General features: G+C 60.9%; 13 protein-coding genes, 1 tRNA gene and 3 pseudogenes. 14 read left to right on the forward strand and 3 right to left on the reverse strand.

Annotated features, from left to right (window positions below; genetic code table 11):
• Positions 1–13: 13 nt before the first annotated feature.
• The 14 genes and pseudogenes from E4Q08_RS11930 to E4Q08_RS11995 all read left to right on the forward strand — a co-directional run bounded on the left by E4Q08_RS11930 (position 14) and on the right by E4Q08_RS11995 (position 13,777).
• On the forward strand, positions 14–223 hold the full coding sequence (locus E4Q08_RS11930) for a DUF2788 domain-containing protein (RefSeq protein WP_034915382.1): 210 nt from the start codon (positions 14–16) through the stop codon (positions 221–223).
• Positions 224–341: 118 nt separating this feature from the next.
• Complete coding sequence (locus tag E4Q08_RS11935; protein WP_034915380.1) at positions 342–836, forward strand: YajQ family cyclic di-GMP-binding protein; 495 nt, start codon at positions 342–344, stop codon at positions 834–836.
• Positions 837–914: 78 nt separating this feature from the next.
• Entirely contained in the window at positions 915–3,926 is a 3,012-nt protein-coding gene (locus tag E4Q08_RS11940; protein ID WP_169070550.1) for a DEAD/DEAH box helicase, read from the forward strand.
• A gap of 130 nt (positions 3,927–4,056) precedes the next feature.
• Positions 4,057–5,394: a nicotinate phosphoribosyltransferase gene (locus tag E4Q08_RS11945; protein WP_034909949.1), complete on the forward strand. Its 1,338-nt coding sequence runs from the start codon at positions 4,057–4,059 to the stop codon at positions 5,392–5,394.
• 15 nt (positions 5,395–5,409) lie between these two features.
• Complete coding sequence (locus E4Q08_RS11950; RefSeq protein ID WP_034909947.1) at positions 5,410–5,967, forward strand: bifunctional pyr operon transcriptional regulator/uracil phosphoribosyltransferase PyrR; 558 nt, start codon at positions 5,410–5,412, stop codon at positions 5,965–5,967.
• A gap of 385 nt (positions 5,968–6,352) precedes the next feature.
• A pseudogene (thrS, locus tag E4Q08_RS11955) lies at positions 6,353–8,271 on the forward strand (threonine--tRNA ligase).
• A gap of 26 nt (positions 8,272–8,297) precedes the next feature.
• Entirely contained in the window at positions 8,298–8,819 is a 522-nt protein-coding gene (infC, locus tag E4Q08_RS11960; protein WP_169070556.1) for a translation initiation factor IF-3, read from the forward strand.
• A 108-nt stretch (positions 8,820–8,927) separates the two neighbouring features.
• Positions 8,928–9,126: pseudogene (gene rpmI / locus E4Q08_RS11965) on the forward strand (50S ribosomal protein L35).
• Entirely contained in the window at positions 9,104–9,499 is a 396-nt protein-coding gene (rplT, locus tag E4Q08_RS11970) for a 50S ribosomal protein L20 (RefSeq protein WP_308240122.1), read from the forward strand. The pseudogene rpmI and the gene rplT overlap by 23 nt, the downstream one beginning before the upstream one ends.
• A gap of 52 nt (positions 9,500–9,551) precedes the next feature.
• Positions 9,552–10,598, forward strand: a complete 1,047-nt coding sequence (pheS, locus tag E4Q08_RS11975) for a phenylalanine--tRNA ligase subunit alpha (protein ID WP_034915704.1) — start codon at positions 9,552–9,554, stop codon at positions 10,596–10,598.
• Between the two features lie 24 nt (positions 10,599–10,622).
• Positions 10,623–12,999: pseudogene (pheT, locus tag E4Q08_RS11980) on the forward strand (phenylalanine--tRNA ligase subunit beta).
• Positions 13,000–13,011: 12 nt separating this feature from the next.
• Positions 13,012–13,314 carry an integration host factor subunit alpha gene (locus E4Q08_RS11985; RefSeq protein WP_034915708.1) on the forward strand — a complete coding sequence of 101 codons (303 nt, stop codon included), beginning with the start codon at positions 13,012–13,014 and terminating at the stop codon, positions 13,312–13,314.
• Positions 13,298–13,669 (forward strand): MerR family transcriptional regulator, encoded by a 372-nt coding sequence (locus E4Q08_RS11990; protein ID WP_034915710.1) that lies wholly within the window; start codon positions 13,298–13,300, stop codon positions 13,667–13,669. Before E4Q08_RS11985 ends, E4Q08_RS11990 begins: the two co-directional genes overlap by 17 nt.
• A 31-nt stretch (positions 13,670–13,700) precedes the next feature.
• Positions 13,701–13,777: transfer RNA gene (locus tag E4Q08_RS11995), tRNA-Pro, on the forward strand.
• 109 nt (positions 13,778–13,886) lie between these two features.
• On the opposite strand, the gene E4Q08_RS12000 is transcribed toward E4Q08_RS11995, so the two are convergent.
• From E4Q08_RS12000 to E4Q08_RS12010, 3 genes are all read right to left on the reverse strand, one after another.
• Complete coding sequence (locus tag E4Q08_RS12000) at positions 13,887–14,756, reverse strand: YqaJ viral recombinase family nuclease (RefSeq protein ID WP_169070551.1); 870 nt, start codon at positions 14,754–14,756, stop codon at positions 13,887–13,889.
• The gene (locus E4Q08_RS12005) at positions 14,756–15,472 is read right to left on the reverse strand and encodes a Sak single strand annealing protein (RefSeq protein WP_169070552.1); all 717 of its coding nucleotides are present in this window, start codon (positions 15,470–15,472) and stop codon (positions 14,756–14,758) included. The genes E4Q08_RS12000 and E4Q08_RS12005 overlap by 1 nt, the downstream gene beginning before the upstream one ends.
• A 403-nt stretch (positions 15,473–15,875) precedes the next feature.
• Positions 15,876–16,028: zincin-like metallopeptidase domain-containing protein (locus E4Q08_RS12010; protein WP_248594861.1), on the reverse strand; the 153-nt coding region annotated here is incomplete at its 5' end.

Genomic DNA, 16,028 nt, shown 5'->3' on the forward strand with positions numbered 1-16,028 from the left:
GAGATAAACCGTCATGTTCGGGCTGACGGAAGAGCAGATTTCGGATTTTGGCATGACCTTCGGGGTCGGGGCATTCATGCTCTTCATGCTCTTCATCATTGGCGAGATTGCCTGGAAAGCCAAGGCCGGCAGGACCGGAACGATCGTGTTGTTTTTCGTGCTGTCCTTCGGTATGGTCGGCTTCATTGCCAAAACGATCCTGGAAAAACTCTGGAAAATGTGAATGGACAGATTGACCGCGGCCTTGCCTTTCACCATGTTTGCCACTGCGGAACCTGGATGCGCCGCGGCTCGCGCCTGTTGCTACCGATCTTCCCGACAAACTCTCCACTGGATGCCCAATGCCTTCATTCGATTTTTCTTCAGAAGCCGACATGGCTGCACTGCACAATGCGATAGACGTGACCAAGCGGGCGATCGACAATCGTTACGACTTCAAGGGGACCAGTGCCCAGGTGGAGTTGAACGAGAAAGACAGGCTCATCACCCTCTACGGCGATTCCGATTTCCAGCTCGGCCAGATCAAGGACCTGCTCTTTCCGGCGATGGAGAAGAAGGAGAAGGAAAGTACCAAGCGCCTCGAAGATCAGCCGGTGCAGCGCGTCTCCGGCAACAAGGTCAAGCAGGAACTGAAGATCAGGATCGGCATCGAGTCGGAACTGGCGAAAAAGATCGTCAAGTTGATCAAGGATTCCAGAATCAAGGTGCAGGCCTCGATCCAGGGCGACGCAGTGCGTGTCAGCGGCGCCAAGCGTGATGAGCTGCAAGCCTGCATCGCCATGGTCACCAAGGCGATCAGCGATTTTCCGATCAAGTACGGCAATTTTCGCGACTGATCTTGAAAACATGTTTGACCAGTTCGCCTCACCTCCTGATGTGGCACCGCAGTAGCACTGGCTGCCGGCAGGGCGCGCATGCTGAATAAGCCGGTCGACGACCCGGATACCCCGGACAAGACTGATCCCGGCGTGCTCTCGTGGACCGAAGAGTTGCGTCGGGTGGCCGTGGCGGTCAGCAAGAAGGATCGCAATCCCGCCAGCAGTCGCCAGCAGATCTTCTACGTTCTGCACTGGACGCCGGATGCGCGCGGCTTCGGGGTCACCGTACGCAAGGGCCGCGATCCCGAGGGTGCGGACGAACTGTGGAGCATCGATCGCGCACTCAGCAAGCCACCGCGTTTCGTCAGTGACGACGATCGTCCGATTCTCCGCCTGTTGTGGGCCGATCGTTCCTTCGACACCGGTTTGCGGGCCTTCGGCCTGACGCCCCGGCACGGCGGCGAGGCGCTGCAACTGATGGCAGAGACCGGTCGGTTGTGCCGCGAGGATGACTTTTCGCCCTTGCTGCTGGCGGCGGCGCGTCCGGCTACGGTTGGCTGGCGAGCGAGCGGCGATGGGCGCCAGCTGCCGGTGTTGATGCCCGAACCCGCAGCCAGCCTGGTCGTTCCCTTGCAGGCTCCGTGGTACGTCGATCTCGAAAAGCACCAGCTCGGCCCGCTGCAGGTGCGTGGCAATCCGGCGGTCGTCGCGCGCCTGTTCTCGCTGCCGCCGCTGTCGGCGACGGCGGTGGCACTGGTTGGCGAAGCGCTCGCCGAATCGTCGCTGGAGTTGCCGAGCGACCCCGAACAGGCCAGCGTCAGCATGCGCAGCATCGTTGCCGAGCCGCTGCCGGTGTTGCGTCTGCAGACCCTGAAGACGCATGGCAACCGCAGCTGGCGTGAATACCCTGCGAACTACGGGGGAGGGCTTTTCGATGTCGCCCTGCCGGTTTTTCGCTATGCCGATGTCGAGGTAATCCCCGATGACGCGCGCGATTTCACGATGCTGGCCAGCGGGGAAACGGTCCAGGTCGAGCGTCGGCGAGCTCTCGAAGAGCAGTGGATGGACGAGTTGGCCGACTCCGGCCTCGAGAAAGTCGCGGGCTACGTGCTGCACACCTTTGGACGGCCGCCGGAAAATGCCTATGGCCTCGCTGAGGAGGGTATGTGGCCTCTCTTCATGCGCGATGAACTGGCGGGTCTGCGCGCAGCCGGCTGGCAGGTCGAGTTCGCCGAGGATTTTCGCCATCGTCTGCTCGATGTCGAGGCCTGGGACGCGGATCTCGTCGAAGCGGAGGGCGGCTGGTTCGACCTCGACATGGGCATCATCGTCGAAGGCGAACGTCTGCCGCTGGCACCGCTGCTCGCCGCCCTGTTCCGGCGTGACGCACGCTGGCTCGACGCCGGTCTGCTGGCGCAAATCGCCGACCAGGAGATGATCGAACTGGTGACGCCGGGCAGCCTGCGCGTGTGTGCGCCGGCCTGGCGTCTGAAGCCGCTGGCAGCGACGCTGATCGATCTCTTCGACAACTTTCCCGGAGGCAACAGCCTGCGTCTGTCGCGCTTCGACGCGCCGCGCCTGGCGGAACTCAACGACAGCAGTCGTTGGCAGTTCAAGGGACAGGGTGATGTGCTGGCGCTCGCCGAGCAGTTGACGGCCGCACAGGGAATCGGCCACATCGATCCGCCTGCCGGATTGGGGCTGGAACTGCGTCACTACCAGACCGAAGGTCTGGCCTGGTTGCAATTCCTGCGCGAACAGAATCTCGCGGGAATCCTCGCCGACGACATGGGTCTCGGCAAGACGGCCCAGACCTTGGCGCACCTGCTGCTCGAAAAGGAATCCGGACGGCTCGATCATCCGGCGCTGATCGTCCTGCCGACTTCGCTGATTTTCAACTGGAAGAACGAGGCGGCGCGTTTTGCACCGGGTCTGTCGATCCTGTCGCTGCACGGCCCCGAGCGCAAGAGCCGTTTTGCCGAAATCACGCGGCACGACGTGGTGCTGACCACCTACCCGCTGCTCTGGCGCGATGCCGCGGAGCTGACTCGGCACCGCTATCATCTGCTGATTCTCGACGAGGCGCAGACGGTCAAGAACGCGCGCAGCCAGGGTGCCGAAGTGGTGCGCAAGATCGTCGCCCGGCATCGTCTGTGCCTGACCGGCACCCCCCTGGAAAATCACCTGGGTGAGCTGTGGAGTCAGTTCGACTTCCTGTTGCCCGGGTTTCTCGGTAACAACCAGACCTTTACCAAGTACTGGCGGACGCCGATCGAAAAACAGGGGGATACCCAGCGCCGTGACCTGCTCGCGCGCCGGGTTCGCCCATTCATCCTGCGTCGCAAGAAAGAAGAGGTGGCGCGCGAGTTGCCACTGAAAACGATCATCGTGCGCAAGGTCGAACTGGTCGGCAGCCAGCGCGATCTCTACGAGACCGTGCGCGTCGCGATGGACGAGAAGGTTCGCGAGGAAATTGCCAGCAAGGGCTTCAACCGCAGCCAGATCGTCATCCTCGACGCGCTGCTGAAGCTGCGCCAGGTGTGCTGCGACCCGCGTCTGGTCAAGGCCAAGGCCGCCCAGAAAATCAAGGAGCGGGCCAAACTTGATCTGTTGATGACGATGTTGCCGGAGCAGGTCGAGGAAGGTCGGCGCATCCTGCTGTTCTCGCAGTTCACCAGCATGCTGGCACTGATTGAAAAGGAATTGAAGCTGGTCGGCCTCGACTATGTGATTCTCACCGGCGATACCCGCGACCGCGAGGAGCAGGTGCGCCGCTTCCAGGCCGGCGAAGTGCCGATCTTCCTGATCAGCCTGCGCGCGGGTGGTGTCGGACTGAATCTGACGGCGGCCGACACGGTCATCCACTACGATCCCTGGTGGAACCCCGCAGCGGAAAACCAGGCCACCGATCGCGCGCATCGTCTGGGTCAGGACAAGCCGGTTTTCGTCTACAAGTTGATCGTTGCCGGCAGCATCGAGGAGAAGATCCTGGCCCTCCAGGAGCGCAAGGCTGAACTTGCCGAACGCATTCTCTCGGCAGACCGCGGGGTCGATGCCAAGTTCGGTCGCGACGACATTGCTGCACTGTTCGCGCCGCTGCCGAACTGAACTGCCGACGGGAGGGATGGACCATGATCGATTGCCAGAAAGGGCAGACTGGTTTCCGGACACACTGGCGGGCACGATCGACGATCACCCGGCGAGCACCCGGCATGGCAAGGCTGGACAAGGGGCAGCCATGAACCGCGAGAGCGTTCTGCTGACCGATCTGTATCAACTCACCATGCTGCAGGCCTATTACGAGCGCGGCATGAACGAGGTGGCGGTATTCGAATTCTTTGTTCGCAAGCTGCCGGAGGAGCGCAATTTCCTGATTGCCGCAGGACTTGAGCAAGTTCTCGAGTATCTTGAGCAGGCTTGTTTTGCGGCCGATGAATTGCAGTGGCTACAGCACTGCGGTCGTTTCCGGGGCGATTTCGTCGGTTCGCTGGCCGATTGGCGCTTCTCCGGCGATGTTGATGCCTTGCCCGAGGGTACGCTGGTATTTCCCGATGAACCCTTGTTGCGCATCATAGCGCCGATGCGCGAGGCGCAACTGGTCGAGACGCGGATCATCAACCTGCTGCAGTTCCAGAGCATGGTCGCAGCGAAGGCTGCCCGTTGCGTGCTCGCCGCCGCGGGCCGGACGCTGGTAGACTTCGGTTTGCGGCGCGCACATGGCGCCGAGGCCGGTCTGCTTTCGGCGCGTGCGAGTTATCTTGCCGGCTTCACTGGTACGGCGACGGTGCTCGCCGGCATGCGCTGGGGAATTCCGCTCTTCGGGACGATGGCGCATTCGTATATCCAGGCGCATGCCAGCGAAACGCAGGCCTTCGAAAATTTTGCCCGTTCGCAGCCCGGCGGCACGACGCTCTTGATCGACACCTATGACACGGAAGAGGCGGCACGCAAGCTGGTGGCGCTGATGCCAAAACTGGCTGCTCCGAGCATCCAGGCCGTGCGCCTCGACAGCGGTGATCTGGGTGAGCACGCAAGACGCGTGCGCGCGATCCTCGATGCTGGTGGGCTATCGGAGGTGCGAATTTTTGCCAGCGGCAATCTCGATGAATACCGGATTCGCGATCTCTTGCAAAGTGGCGCGCCGATCGACGGCTTTGGCGTCGGAACGCGCATGAATACCTCCGCCGACAAACCCTATCTCGATTGCGCCTACAAGCTGCAGGAATATGCCGGTTCGCCGCGTCGCAAACGCTCGGAAGGCAAGGCCACCTGGCCCGGGCGCAAACAGATCCGGCGAGCGTACGGGGCGGATGGCAGGATGTCCGGAGACCTGCTGACGGTCGCCAGCAACAGCCACGAGCAGGACGATCTGCTGATCCCGGCCATGCGGCAGGGGCGGAGAGTCAAGCAATCGCCTGCTCTTGCGGACATCCGCGCGCGCGTGTGCGACGGTCTCGCCCGTTTGCCCGATCCCTTGCGCAGTCTGGATCCGGCGCCGGCGTATCCGGTAACGGTTTCGCAGGCCTTGCACTCGCTCGCGCTGGCCGCAGACCGCTCCGCCAGCAGGCAGTCCTGAGCGCAGGCAATCAGGATGAACGATCACACCTGTCTTTACGACCAGCAGCAACTGGCGAACGTGCTCGATGGCATGGCCGGTCGACTGCTGGGCTTGCTCGATGGACGCAGCGACGTGGTCCTGATCGGTATTCTCCGGCGTGGTGTGCCACTCGCCAGTTTGCTGGCCGAACGGCTGCTGCGGCTGGGAGTCCGGCCTGCCCAACGACTGCAACTGGAGGTGAAGCGTTACGGTGATGATCTCACGCTGCTCTACCCGCAAACCCTGCTCAGGGAAGATCCTGCCGAGACCGCTGCCGACCTTTCGGGAAAAACCGTGGTGGTGGTGGACGACGTGCTGTACCGCGGCCATTCGCTGCTGCGGGTGGCGCAATTCCTGGCGCTGCGAGGCGCGGCCGAGATCCGCAGCATGGTCCTGGTCGACCGTGGGGTGAGCCTGCTGCCGGTCCATGCCGATGTTACTGGGGTGCGGCTGCAGGTGGCCCCGGGCTCGATCATCGAAGTGCATGTGCCTCCCTATGAGAGCGATTTCTGCATCGAACTGGTCAGGCCCGACGCTCCTCATGACCCTTAATGTGAAAGTCGCGTCAGCGACTCACGAAACTCCCCTCTCCACTTGCTGGAGAGGGGTCGGGGGAGAGGGAAACGGTCATGACTTTCATGATCGGGGGTGCCTGGAAAAGTCATGACCGTTAGGCGCTCGCAGTCGGCGGGGACTCTGCCTGTTGCAATCGGTTCGCTCCTTTGGCAGGCACCTTTGGGGTATGTTAGACTGCTGCGCTCGCGGGCGGGGCCGTTGCGGCTTGCGGCAGCGCCGGCCGTCCTGATGCCTGCATCGATTGTCTGGCCAGCATTTGCGACATGCTGGCAGGATTGGCCGGAAAAGCCGGCTTTGCCGGTCGAAGACACGCAAGCCAGGCCGGGTCTCTGGCTTTTTCATTTCTTGCTGAGGTTATCATATGCCGGTTGTCACACTGCCTGACGGTTCACAAAGGGAGTTCGCAGAGTCTGTCACGGTTGCCGAGGTGGCGCAGAGCATCGGTGCCGGGCTGGCGCGCGCCGCCCTGGCGGGCAAGGTCGATGGTCGCCTGGTCGACACCTCATTCCAGATCACCACTGACGTGCAGCTTGGCATCATCACCGAGAAGGATCCCGAGGGCCTGGAGATCATCCGTCACTCGATGGCGCACCTGATGGCTTACGCGGTCAAGGAACTCTTTCCGGCGGCGCAAGTCACGATCGGTCCGGTCATCGAAGACGGTTTCTACTACGACTTCGCCTACGAGCGTCCGTTCACGCTTGACGACCTGGCGGCAATCGAGAAGCGCATGGCAGAACTCGCCAGGCGTGATCTGCCGGTGCAGCGCGAGGTCTGGCAGCGCGACGACGCCATCGCTTTCTTCCAGTCGATCGGCGAACACTACAAGGCGGAACTGATCAATGCCATTCCGCCCGGTCAGGAAGTCTCGCTCTATCGCGAGGGTGATTTTGTCGACCTCTGCCGCGGCCCGCACGTCCCTTCGACGGGCAGGTTGAAGGTGTTCAAGCTGATGAAACTGGCGGGCGCCTACTGGCGCGGTGACCATCGCAACGAGCAACTGCAGCGGATCTACGGGACGGCCTGGGCCAGGAAGGAAGATCAGGAGGCCTACCTGCACATGCTCGAGGAGGCCGAGAAACGGGACCATCGCAGGCTCGGTCGGCAACTCGACCTGTTTCATCTTCAGGACGAAGCGCCGGGAATGGTGTTCTGGCATCCAAAGGGGTGGACGATCTGGCAGGAAGTCGAACAGTATATGCGTGGCGTCTATCGGGACAATGGCTACCAGGAAGTGAAGTGTCCGCAGATTCTCGACCGTACCCTTTGGGAAAAATCCGGGCACTGGGAGAACTTCAAGGACCACATGTTCTCCACCGAGTCGGAAAAGCGCGAGTACGCGATCAAGCCGATGAACTGTCCAGGACACATCCAGATTTTCAACACCGGGCTGCGCAGTTACCGCGACCTCCCCCTGCGTTATGGTGAATTTGGTTCCTGCCATCGCAACGAGCCCTCGGGTGCGCTGCACGGAATCATGCGCGTGCGCGGCTTCACCCAGGACGATGGCCATATTTTCTGCACCGAGGATCAGATACAGGACGAAGTCACTGTCTTCAATGATCTGGTGCGCAAAGTGTATGCCGATTTCGGTTTTCACGAGGTGACGGTCAAGCTGGCATTGCGCCCGGAAAAGCGCGTCGGCTCGGATGCGGTATGGGACAAGGCTGAACTTGCCTTGCGCGCCGCACTCAAGGCCTCCGGTCTGGCGTGGGAGGAATTGCCGGGTGAGGGGGCTTTTTACGGTCCGAAGATCGAATTTCACATCAAGGACGCCATTGGGCGATCCTGGCAGTGCGGCACGATGCAGGTCGACTTCTCGATGCCGCAGCGTCTCGACGCCGAATTTGTCGGCGACGACAATTCACGCCACACGCCGGTGATGCTGCATCGCGCTATTCTGGGTTCGCTGGAGCGTTTTATCGGAATGCTCATCGAGAACTGCACGGGTGCGCTGCCTTTGTGGCTCTCACCGGTGCAGATCGTGGTCCTGAATATCTCGGAAAAGCAGGCCGATTACGCTGCGCATGTTGCAAAAAACACTACGTCAGGCTGGTCTGCGTGTCGAGTGTGATTTGCGCAACGAAAAAAATTACCTATAAAATACGCGAACATAGCTTGAACAAGTTGCCCTATCAAATTGTCGTCGGCGACAAGGAAGTGGCAGCCAATCTGGTAGCCGTGCGAACACGCGGGGGTCGGGATCTCGGGCAAATGTCCATCGAGGCTCTGGCCAGACAACTTCTGGATGAAGTTGCGGCGCGAAGTGGCACGGCTTAACTTTTGTCGAAACAAGGAGTGGACCCATCGCACTGCAAAAGGCGCAACGCGTTAACGAAGAAATCAACGCACCGGAAGTTCGTCTCGTCGGGGTAGATGGCGAGCAGCTGGGAGTCATGAGTGTCAGGGCGGCATTGGCACTGGCCGAGGAAGCGGGAGTCGACCTGGTCGAGATTGCCCCGATGGCACAGCCGCCGGTTTGCCGCATCGTCGATTTCGGCAAGTTCAAGTACCAGGAACAGAAGCGTCAGCACGAGCAGAAGCTCAAGCAGAAGCAGGTACAGGTGAAGGAAGTCAAGTTTCGTCCCGGTACCGACGAGAACGACTACCAGATCAAGCTGCGCAACATGATTCGCTTCCTTGATGAAGAAGACAAGGTCAAGGTGACCTTGCGCTTTCGGGGCCGGGAAATGGCGCACCAGGATATTGGCATGCGTCAGATCGAACGGATCAAGACCGATCTGCAGGAACTGGCGTTGGTTGAGCAGATGCCGAAGATGGAAGGCCGCCAGATGGTCATGGTGCTCACCCCGAGCAAGAGAAAGTAGCCACCGATTCAACCGCTTGTAGAGAAACGGTGAAACACAAGTGCTGCCGGGTCGAAAGTGCTCCCGTCGGGGGACACCCGCCAGCATGTTTATAAACAGGAGCATTCAATGCCCAAGATGAAGACCAAGAGTGGAGCGAAAAAAGCGCTTCACGATCAGTTCCAGCGGCCGCATCAAGCGTTCGCATGCGTACAAGCGACACATTCTGACCAAGAAGGACACCAAGACCAAGCGCCAGTTACGCGGCGTGACCGAGGTGCATCACGCTGACAAGGCCATGGTTCGTGCCATGCTGCCTTACGCTTAGGGAGATCAAAGATGCCTCGCGTCAAACGTGGTGTAACGGCGCACGCGCGCCACAAAAAAAATTCTCGACCTGGCCAAGGGGTACCGCGGTCGCCGCAAAAAACGTCTACCGTGTCGCCAAACAGGCGGTCATGAAGGCCGGGCAGTATGCCTACCGCGACCGCCGGCAAAGGAAGCGTCAGTTCCGCAGCCTCTGGATTGCGCGCATCAACGCAGCAGCCAGGGAACTCGGCATGAAGTACAGCACTTTCATGAATGGTCTCAAGAAGGCGCAGATCGAGGTCGACCGCAAGGTACTGGCTGATCTGGCCGTTTTCGACAAGCCGGCTTTTGCTGCTCTGGCCGTGCAGGCCAAGGCCCAACTCGCCCCCTAGGCGGTACGAGCGTCAAGAAAGGAGGCGCAAGCCTCCTTTTTTTCGGTGAACCATGCACAACCTCGATCAAATAGTCCACGCAGCGTCGGCCGCCTTTGCGGCGACCGATGACCCTGACGCGCTTGAGCAAGTCAAGGCCAGTTACCTCGGCAAGAGCGGCGAGATCACTGGATTGCTCAAGGGATTGGCCAAACTTCCGCCGGACCAGCGCAAGACCGCTGGTGCGGCCATCAATCACGCCAAGGACGCGGTCGAAGCAGCACTCGCTGCGCGTCGCGAAGCGCTGCGGCAGATGGCGTTGCAGGCGCGTCTGGCCGAGGAAGCGCTGGACGTGACCCTGCCGGGTCGCGGACAGGCACGCGGTGGCCTGCATCCCGTGACGCGCACACTCGAACGTATCGAGGCCCTGTTTGCTTCGATCGGTTTCGAAGTCGCCGACGGCCCCGAGATCGAGGCCGACTTCCAGAACTTCACGGCGCTGAACACCCCCGCGGATCACCCGGCCCGCTCGATGCACGACACCTTCTATCTGCAGGATGAGGCGGGCGGGGTAGCCGAGGGCGTATTGCTGCGTACGCATACCAGCCCGATCCAGGTTCGCTACATGCAGGCGCATGTCGCCAGACATGCCGGTCGGGAAAGCATGCCGGAGATTCGGGTCATTGCGCCGGGACGCGTGTACCGGGTCGATTCCGATGCCACGCATTCGCCGATGTTTCATCAGGTCGAAGGTCTGTGGATCGGCGAGAACGTCAGCTTTGCTGACTTGAAGGGGGTCATCAGCGATTTCCTGCGCCGTTTTTTCGAGAACGATGATCTGCAGGTGCGTTTTCGCCCCTCGTTTTTTCCTTTTACGGAACCCTCGGCCGAGATCGACATGGCCTTCATGAGCGGTACCTTGAAGGGGCGCTGGCTGGAAATTGCCGGTTGCGGCATGGTCCATCCGAATGTCTTGCGGCACGTCAACATCGACCCCGAGAAGTATCTCGGTTTTGCCTTCGGCATGGGGCCCGATCGACTGACGATGCTGCGCTATGGGGTCAATGACCTGCGCCTGTTTTTCGATGGTGACCTGCGCTTCCTGCGGCAGTTCGTATGACCTTCCTCCGGACATTGAGCCGTCATGAAATTCTCTGAATCCTGGCTTCGCAGTTTCGTCGATCCCGCTTGCACGGGTCATGAATTCTCGCACCTGCTGACCATGGCTGGCCTCGAAGTGGAGGAGGAAGAGACGGTCGCACCGTTCTTCGACCAGGTCGTCGTTGGCCATCTGCTCGCTGTCGACAAGCATCCCGACGCCGACCGCCTCAATGTTTGCCGGGTCGATGTCGGTACCGGCGAGGTGCTGCAAATCGTCTGCGGAGCGCCCAACGCGGCTGCTGGCATCAAGGTGCCGTGCGCACTGCCCGGTGCCGAATTGCCGGGTGGCTTCAGGATCAAGGTCGCCAAGGTGCGCGGCGTCGAGTCGTTTGGCATGCTCTGCTCGGCCAGGGAACTGGGTATTGCGGAAGACGCCTCTGGCTTGCTGGTGCTAGGCGACGATGCGCCGCCAGGCGAGGATATCCGCCGCCATCTTGATCTCGATGATCGTCTGCTGACCCTCAAGCTGACGCCGAACCGGGCAGACTGCCTGTCTCTCGAAGGGCTTGCTCGCGAGGTCGCGGCGCTGACCGGTACTCCGGCCCGCTTTATCGAAGTCACGGCAGTTGCAGCCACCATCGAGAGCACGCGCGCGCTCTTGCTGGACGCCCCCGAAGCTTGCCCGCGCTACTGCGGCCGGGTGATCGCCGGGGTCGATGCCAGAGCCGCGACGCCGGACTGGATGCGCCGTCGTCTCGAGCGCAGCGGTATCCGCCCGATTTCGGCACTGGTCGATATCACCAACTACGTGATGCTCGAAGTGGGACAGCCGCTGCATGCTTTTGACAATACCCGTCTGAGCGGGACCATTCACGCCAGGATGGCGCGCCCGGCAGAAACGATCCTGCTGCTCAACGAGCAGAAGCTGCAACTGCAGGCCGACGTCTTGTTGATTGCTGACGATCAACGTCCGCTGGCGATGGGGGGCATCATGGGCGGCGAGGAAAGCGGCATTACTCTGGCGACTACCGAGGTGTTCCTCGAAGCCGCCTTCTTTGCGCCAGCCGCGATCGCCGGCCGTGCCCGTCGCTACGGCTTCGTTTCGGACGCCTCACATCGTTTCGAACGTGGTGTCGATTTTGGCGGTACACGGCGTGCGTTGGAGCGCGCAAGCCAGTTGGTCATTGATATCTGCGGCGGCCAGGCCGGGCCAGTCAGTGAGGCACTGGCTACCTTGCCCGTGCGCCAGCCGGTTCGCCTGCGCCCGGCGCGGGTTGCCAAGGTGCTTGGGGTGCCGTTTACGAGCGAGCGCATAGCCGAGCTGTTTGCTCGTCTCGACCTGTCGTTTGCCCGCGACGGTGACGATTTCATCGTCACGCCGCCGAGCCATCGTTTCGATATCGAGATCGAGGAAGACCTGATCGAGGAGATCGCCCGCCTGCATGGCTACGAGAACATTCCGTCGCCGGCTCCGCAGGGTTTGCTGTCGATGTTGCCGCAGACCGAGCAGGCGCGGCCTCTGGCGCGTGTTCGACAGATGCTGGCTGACTGCGGCTATCAGGAAGTGGTCAACTTCGCCTTCGTCGAAGAAGCCTGGGAAGCCGATTTTGCCGGCAACGATCAGCTCATTCGACTGGCCAATCCGATCGCCAGCCAGTTGAGCGTCATGCGTTCGTCCTTGCTCGGGGGGCTGCTGGCCAATCTGGCAAGCAACCTCAAGCGCAGGCAGAGCCGTGTTCGCCTGTTCGAGACCGGACGCTGTTTCTTCCGCGATCCGCAGGGTGGTCCGGTCGCCGGTTTTCGTCAGCCCTGGAAGCTGACCGCACTGGCTTACGGCACTGCCTTTCCGGAGCAGTGGGGCTGTGCAGCGCGCAACGTCGATTTCTTTGACGTCAAGGCTGACCTGGAACTGCTGCTCGCGCCGATCGACGTCCGCTTCGACAAAGCGCTGCATCCCGCGCTGCATCCTGGCCGGAGTGCGCGGGTGATGGTCGTTGGCAAGGCCGTGGGTTTTATCGGGGAATTGCATCCACAGTGGCAGCAGAAATATGAGTTGCCGCTGCCGCCGGTGTTTTTCGAAATTGATCTCGATGCCGTGACGATGGCCCGGGTTCCGCAATACGCCGAGGTTTCCCGTCAGCCGCCGGTCATACGGGATATGGCGGTAGTCGTTGATCTGGCACTGGAACTTCAGCAACTGATCGCTGGATTGGCTGCCAATCGGCCAGCCATCGTGCGGGAAATCCGTCTGTTCGATGTCTATGTCGGGCGCGGGGTTGAGGTCGGCAAGAAAAGCCTTGCCTTCCGCATAATGATGCAAGATACTCAAAAAAACGTTGCTCGAAGCCGAAGTCGAGGCCGCCATGCAGCAACTGGTGACCTATCTGCAAGCGGCATTTGCAGCGCAGCTGCGCGTCTGAGAAGGGAAAGGAATGACGCTTACCAAGGCAGAACTCGCCGACCTGTTGTTCGAGAAGGTCGGCCTCAACAAGCGTGAGGCCAAGGACATGGTCGAGGCTTTTTTCGAAGAAATCCGGAATGCCCTGGAGCGTGGTGATGGGGTAAAGCTTTCGGGATTCGGAAACTTTCAGTTACGCGACAAGCCGCAGCGACCAGGCCGCAATCCCAAGACCGGTGAAGAAATTCCGATCACCGCACGACGAGTGGTTACTTTTCATGCCAGTCAGAAACTGAAGGCCGAGGTGGAGCACGCTTATGATGGAAGTCAGTCATAAAGAACCAGGGCAAGAGCCTTTGCCGGCTATTCCAGCCAAGCGATACTTCACGATTGGCGAGGTCAGCGAGCTGTGCGGCGTCAAACCGCACGTCCTGCGTTACTGGGAACAGGAATTCTCGCAGCTCAAGCCAGTGAAGCGCCGAGGCAACCGCCGTTATTACCAGCATCATGAAGTTCTGCTGGTGCGTCGGATTCGGGAGCTTCTTTACAGCCAGGGCTTCACGATCAGCGGCGCGCGCAACCGGCTCGACGATGCCGGGACAGAGTCAGGTGCCAGTTCATCTCTCCTGGCACCTGAAGTGCTGCGCGCCGAGCTGTTGAGCATCGCAGAATTGCTGCGTCCATGCGAGTAGTGAAGCATTTTCGGTTATAATCAAAACTTGTCGGGGCGTGGCGCAGCCTGGTAGCGCACTTGCATGGGGTGCAAGGGGTCCCGAGTTCGAATCCCGGCGCCCCGACCAATCGAATCAAGAGCTTAGAGTAAGAAAGAAACCGGCCAAGTGCCGGTTTCTTGTTTTGCGGTACGGTTGGCGGTACGGTTTGCCAACTGCTACCGTACCGCTTCCCGATTTACCGGCCGATTGATACGCGTGTCTCGAACCGTCCTTTCTGCCGATAGGCCTCAAGATTGACGCCCTGTAGCTCGGACACCCGCTTGTAATCGACGTTGCCCTGCTTCCAGAAGCGAGTCACGGAGACACCGAAACCGGCCTCGCTCGGATGGGTGCTCAGTTCGAGCAAACGATCCTTCGCTGACTCAAGTCGTGCAACCAGTGCATCGGCGTCACGCTTCAAGCTCACGTACGCCTCTGCCGCCAGCCGCCAGTCTTCGTCCTTGCGGATCACCTTGTCCCGCTCGGTCAGTTCCGGTGGCGTGTCCGATTCCAGGCAGCGCATGAAGCCGTCCCAGCCCTGTTGTATCAGCTTCCAGCGAGCGGGGTCCGGCGCCACTTCGAACAGGAGGCCCTCCTGCTGCTCACCGTCAAAGACGTACAGATGCGCCATTGTCGCCTTCGATACCATCAACTGGTGTTCGATCTGCCAGTCGTAGTGTGCGGGAATCTGGCCATCGGCAACGGCCTTCCAGAGGGTTGAAGCGCATCCTTTCACCGGGCACTTGATCTCCAGAATCAGATCGCCGTCGAAGGTCAGCCCGTCGAGACTCGCTGAGTACAAACCGTCAGCCAATACCAGCGGCTGCATGACATGGCCGGTGAGAGCCTCGTAGGCAGCGCGGGCCTGTGGCTCCAGCGCCGTACCGCGCGCCATGGCCGCATTGACCTCGGGCTGCCGGCGACCGGTGCGCAGTTCCCACAGTTGATAGGGCGTCTGCCACGGAGATGCCCCCATTACCACCGCGGTTTCGGAGGCGTTGCGATACTTCGCCCGGTGCTCGTGCCATTCCGGGCTGCCCTGGACCAGTTTGACGATGGTGGTCATCACGCGGCCCTCCGCTTCTTCGTTTCAAGTGCCGCGATGACACGGGTCACCTCGCTCCTGGGAATGGTCTCCAGCGAGTCGAAGCCAAAGTACGCCAGCAACTGTGCGACCTGGGTGCCCGTCTCGGCGATCAGCCGCTCGATGAACTTCTTCTGGGCAGCGGTCAGGAAATGCTCGGATCCCGGCTGCGGGGTTTCACGATCCTCCTTGGTTGGCAGATTCGTGACCTTGGCCGCTGTAGCGGTGCGCCTGGGCTTGACCACAGGTACCGGAACCTCGGGGCTTCCCTCGCCGGTCTTGCTGGCGTTGCCTGCATCCTCCAGGTCAGGCAGGTCCTCGCCAGCGTAGATCGAAAGCCCCAGCCCATGTAACGCGATGGCCTTGACCAGGCAGCGCTGGATCGAGGTATTGATGTCGAACGGCGTCGGCGCCAGGATCGGCCGGTTCTTGTTGTCCAGGACCGGATGAATCTGACTCAGTGTCACGCTTTGCACCGTCACCGCGACCTCGACGAAGAAGCCGAGATCGCTCGACAGGTACGGCAGCCCGTCGAAGCGGCGCACCTCCCAACTGGCGTCAGGATCGGCGAGCCGCAGTTGTGCCACGGCGAAGGGCCAGCTCAGGTACGAGAACAGGCCTTTCTTCTCGACGTGCTTCGACACATCGATCTGGAACAGGCGACGGAAGGGATTGGTTGAATGGGACGTGTTTTCCATGATGAACTCCAAAAAGGAACGCGAGAAACGACAACGCCCGACCGGCACAGGGCCAGGTCGGGCGTTGTCAGGGAACCGCCGGAATGGCGGCGATCAGGGTTGCGACGTTGTCAGATTTATTGACCGCATCAATGTCGCCCAACAGTCTTGTGGTGATTGCGGGAAGCCATGCCGGTCACCGGCAGAGCCTGCCCAGCGCCCTGGGGTGCAGGGACAGATCGCGTATCGGTGAAGAGATTGCCCAATACGTCAGCAGCACCGACGGGAGATCAGCGCAGCCGGGAAATCCGGGAGGTTTCCACAGGCTTTTTCGACGATCTATCCACAGAATTTGTGGATGAGCCGGCTCTCCACAGCCTGTCCTCAGCTTTGTCCACAGAATTGCCCACAGCGTCTGTACGCTTCAGGCAGCGAGCGGCATGGCGTCGGCCGGGGTGATCAGCCCGGCGTGTTCAAGCAGATAGTCGGCTGCCTTCTGGGCTTGCGCGGAAGCGGTGAACACCGCGCGCTTGTCGCGCTTGAGGACTTCCAGCCAACTGGCGATGTAGTTCGCGTG

Origin of the sequence: Candidatus Accumulibacter contiguus (assembly GCF_012940005.1) — a bacterium.
Lineage (GTDB): Bacteria > Pseudomonadota > Gammaproteobacteria > Burkholderiales > Rhodocyclaceae > Accumulibacter > Accumulibacter contiguus.

Bases quoted from the DNA above. Each gene is read 5' to 3' on its own strand.
- E4Q08_RS11930 (WP_034915382.1), top strand. From the start codon at position 14: ATGTTCGGGCTGACGGAAGAGCAGATTTCGGATTTTGGCATGACCTTC.
- E4Q08_RS11935 (WP_034915380.1), top strand. From the start codon at position 342: ATGCCTTCATTCGATTTTTCTTCAGAAGCCGACATGGCTGCACTGCAC.
- E4Q08_RS11940 (WP_169070550.1), top strand. From the start codon at position 915: ATGCTGAATAAGCCGGTCGACGACCCGGATACCCCGGACAAGACTGAT.
- E4Q08_RS11945 (WP_034909949.1), top strand. From the start codon at position 4,057: ATGAACCGCGAGAGCGTTCTGCTGACCGATCTGTATCAACTCACCATG.
- E4Q08_RS11950 (WP_034909947.1), top strand. From the start codon at position 5,410: ATGAACGATCACACCTGTCTTTACGACCAGCAGCAACTGGCGAACGTG.
- pheS (WP_034915704.1), top strand. From the start codon at position 9,552: ATGCACAACCTCGATCAAATAGTCCACGCAGCGTCGGCCGCCTTTGCG.
- E4Q08_RS11985 (WP_034915708.1), top strand. From the start codon at position 13,012: ATGACGCTTACCAAGGCAGAACTCGCCGACCTGTTGTTCGAGAAGGTC.
- E4Q08_RS11990 (WP_034915710.1), top strand. From the start codon at position 13,298: ATGGAAGTCAGTCATAAAGAACCAGGGCAAGAGCCTTTGCCGGCTATT.
- E4Q08_RS12000 (WP_169070551.1), bottom strand. From the start codon at position 14,756: ATGACCACCATCGTCAAACTGGTCCAGGGCAGCCCGGAATGGCACGAG.
- E4Q08_RS12005 (WP_169070552.1), bottom strand. From the start codon at position 15,472: ATGGAAAACACGTCCCATTCAACCAATCCCTTCCGTCGCCTGTTCCAG.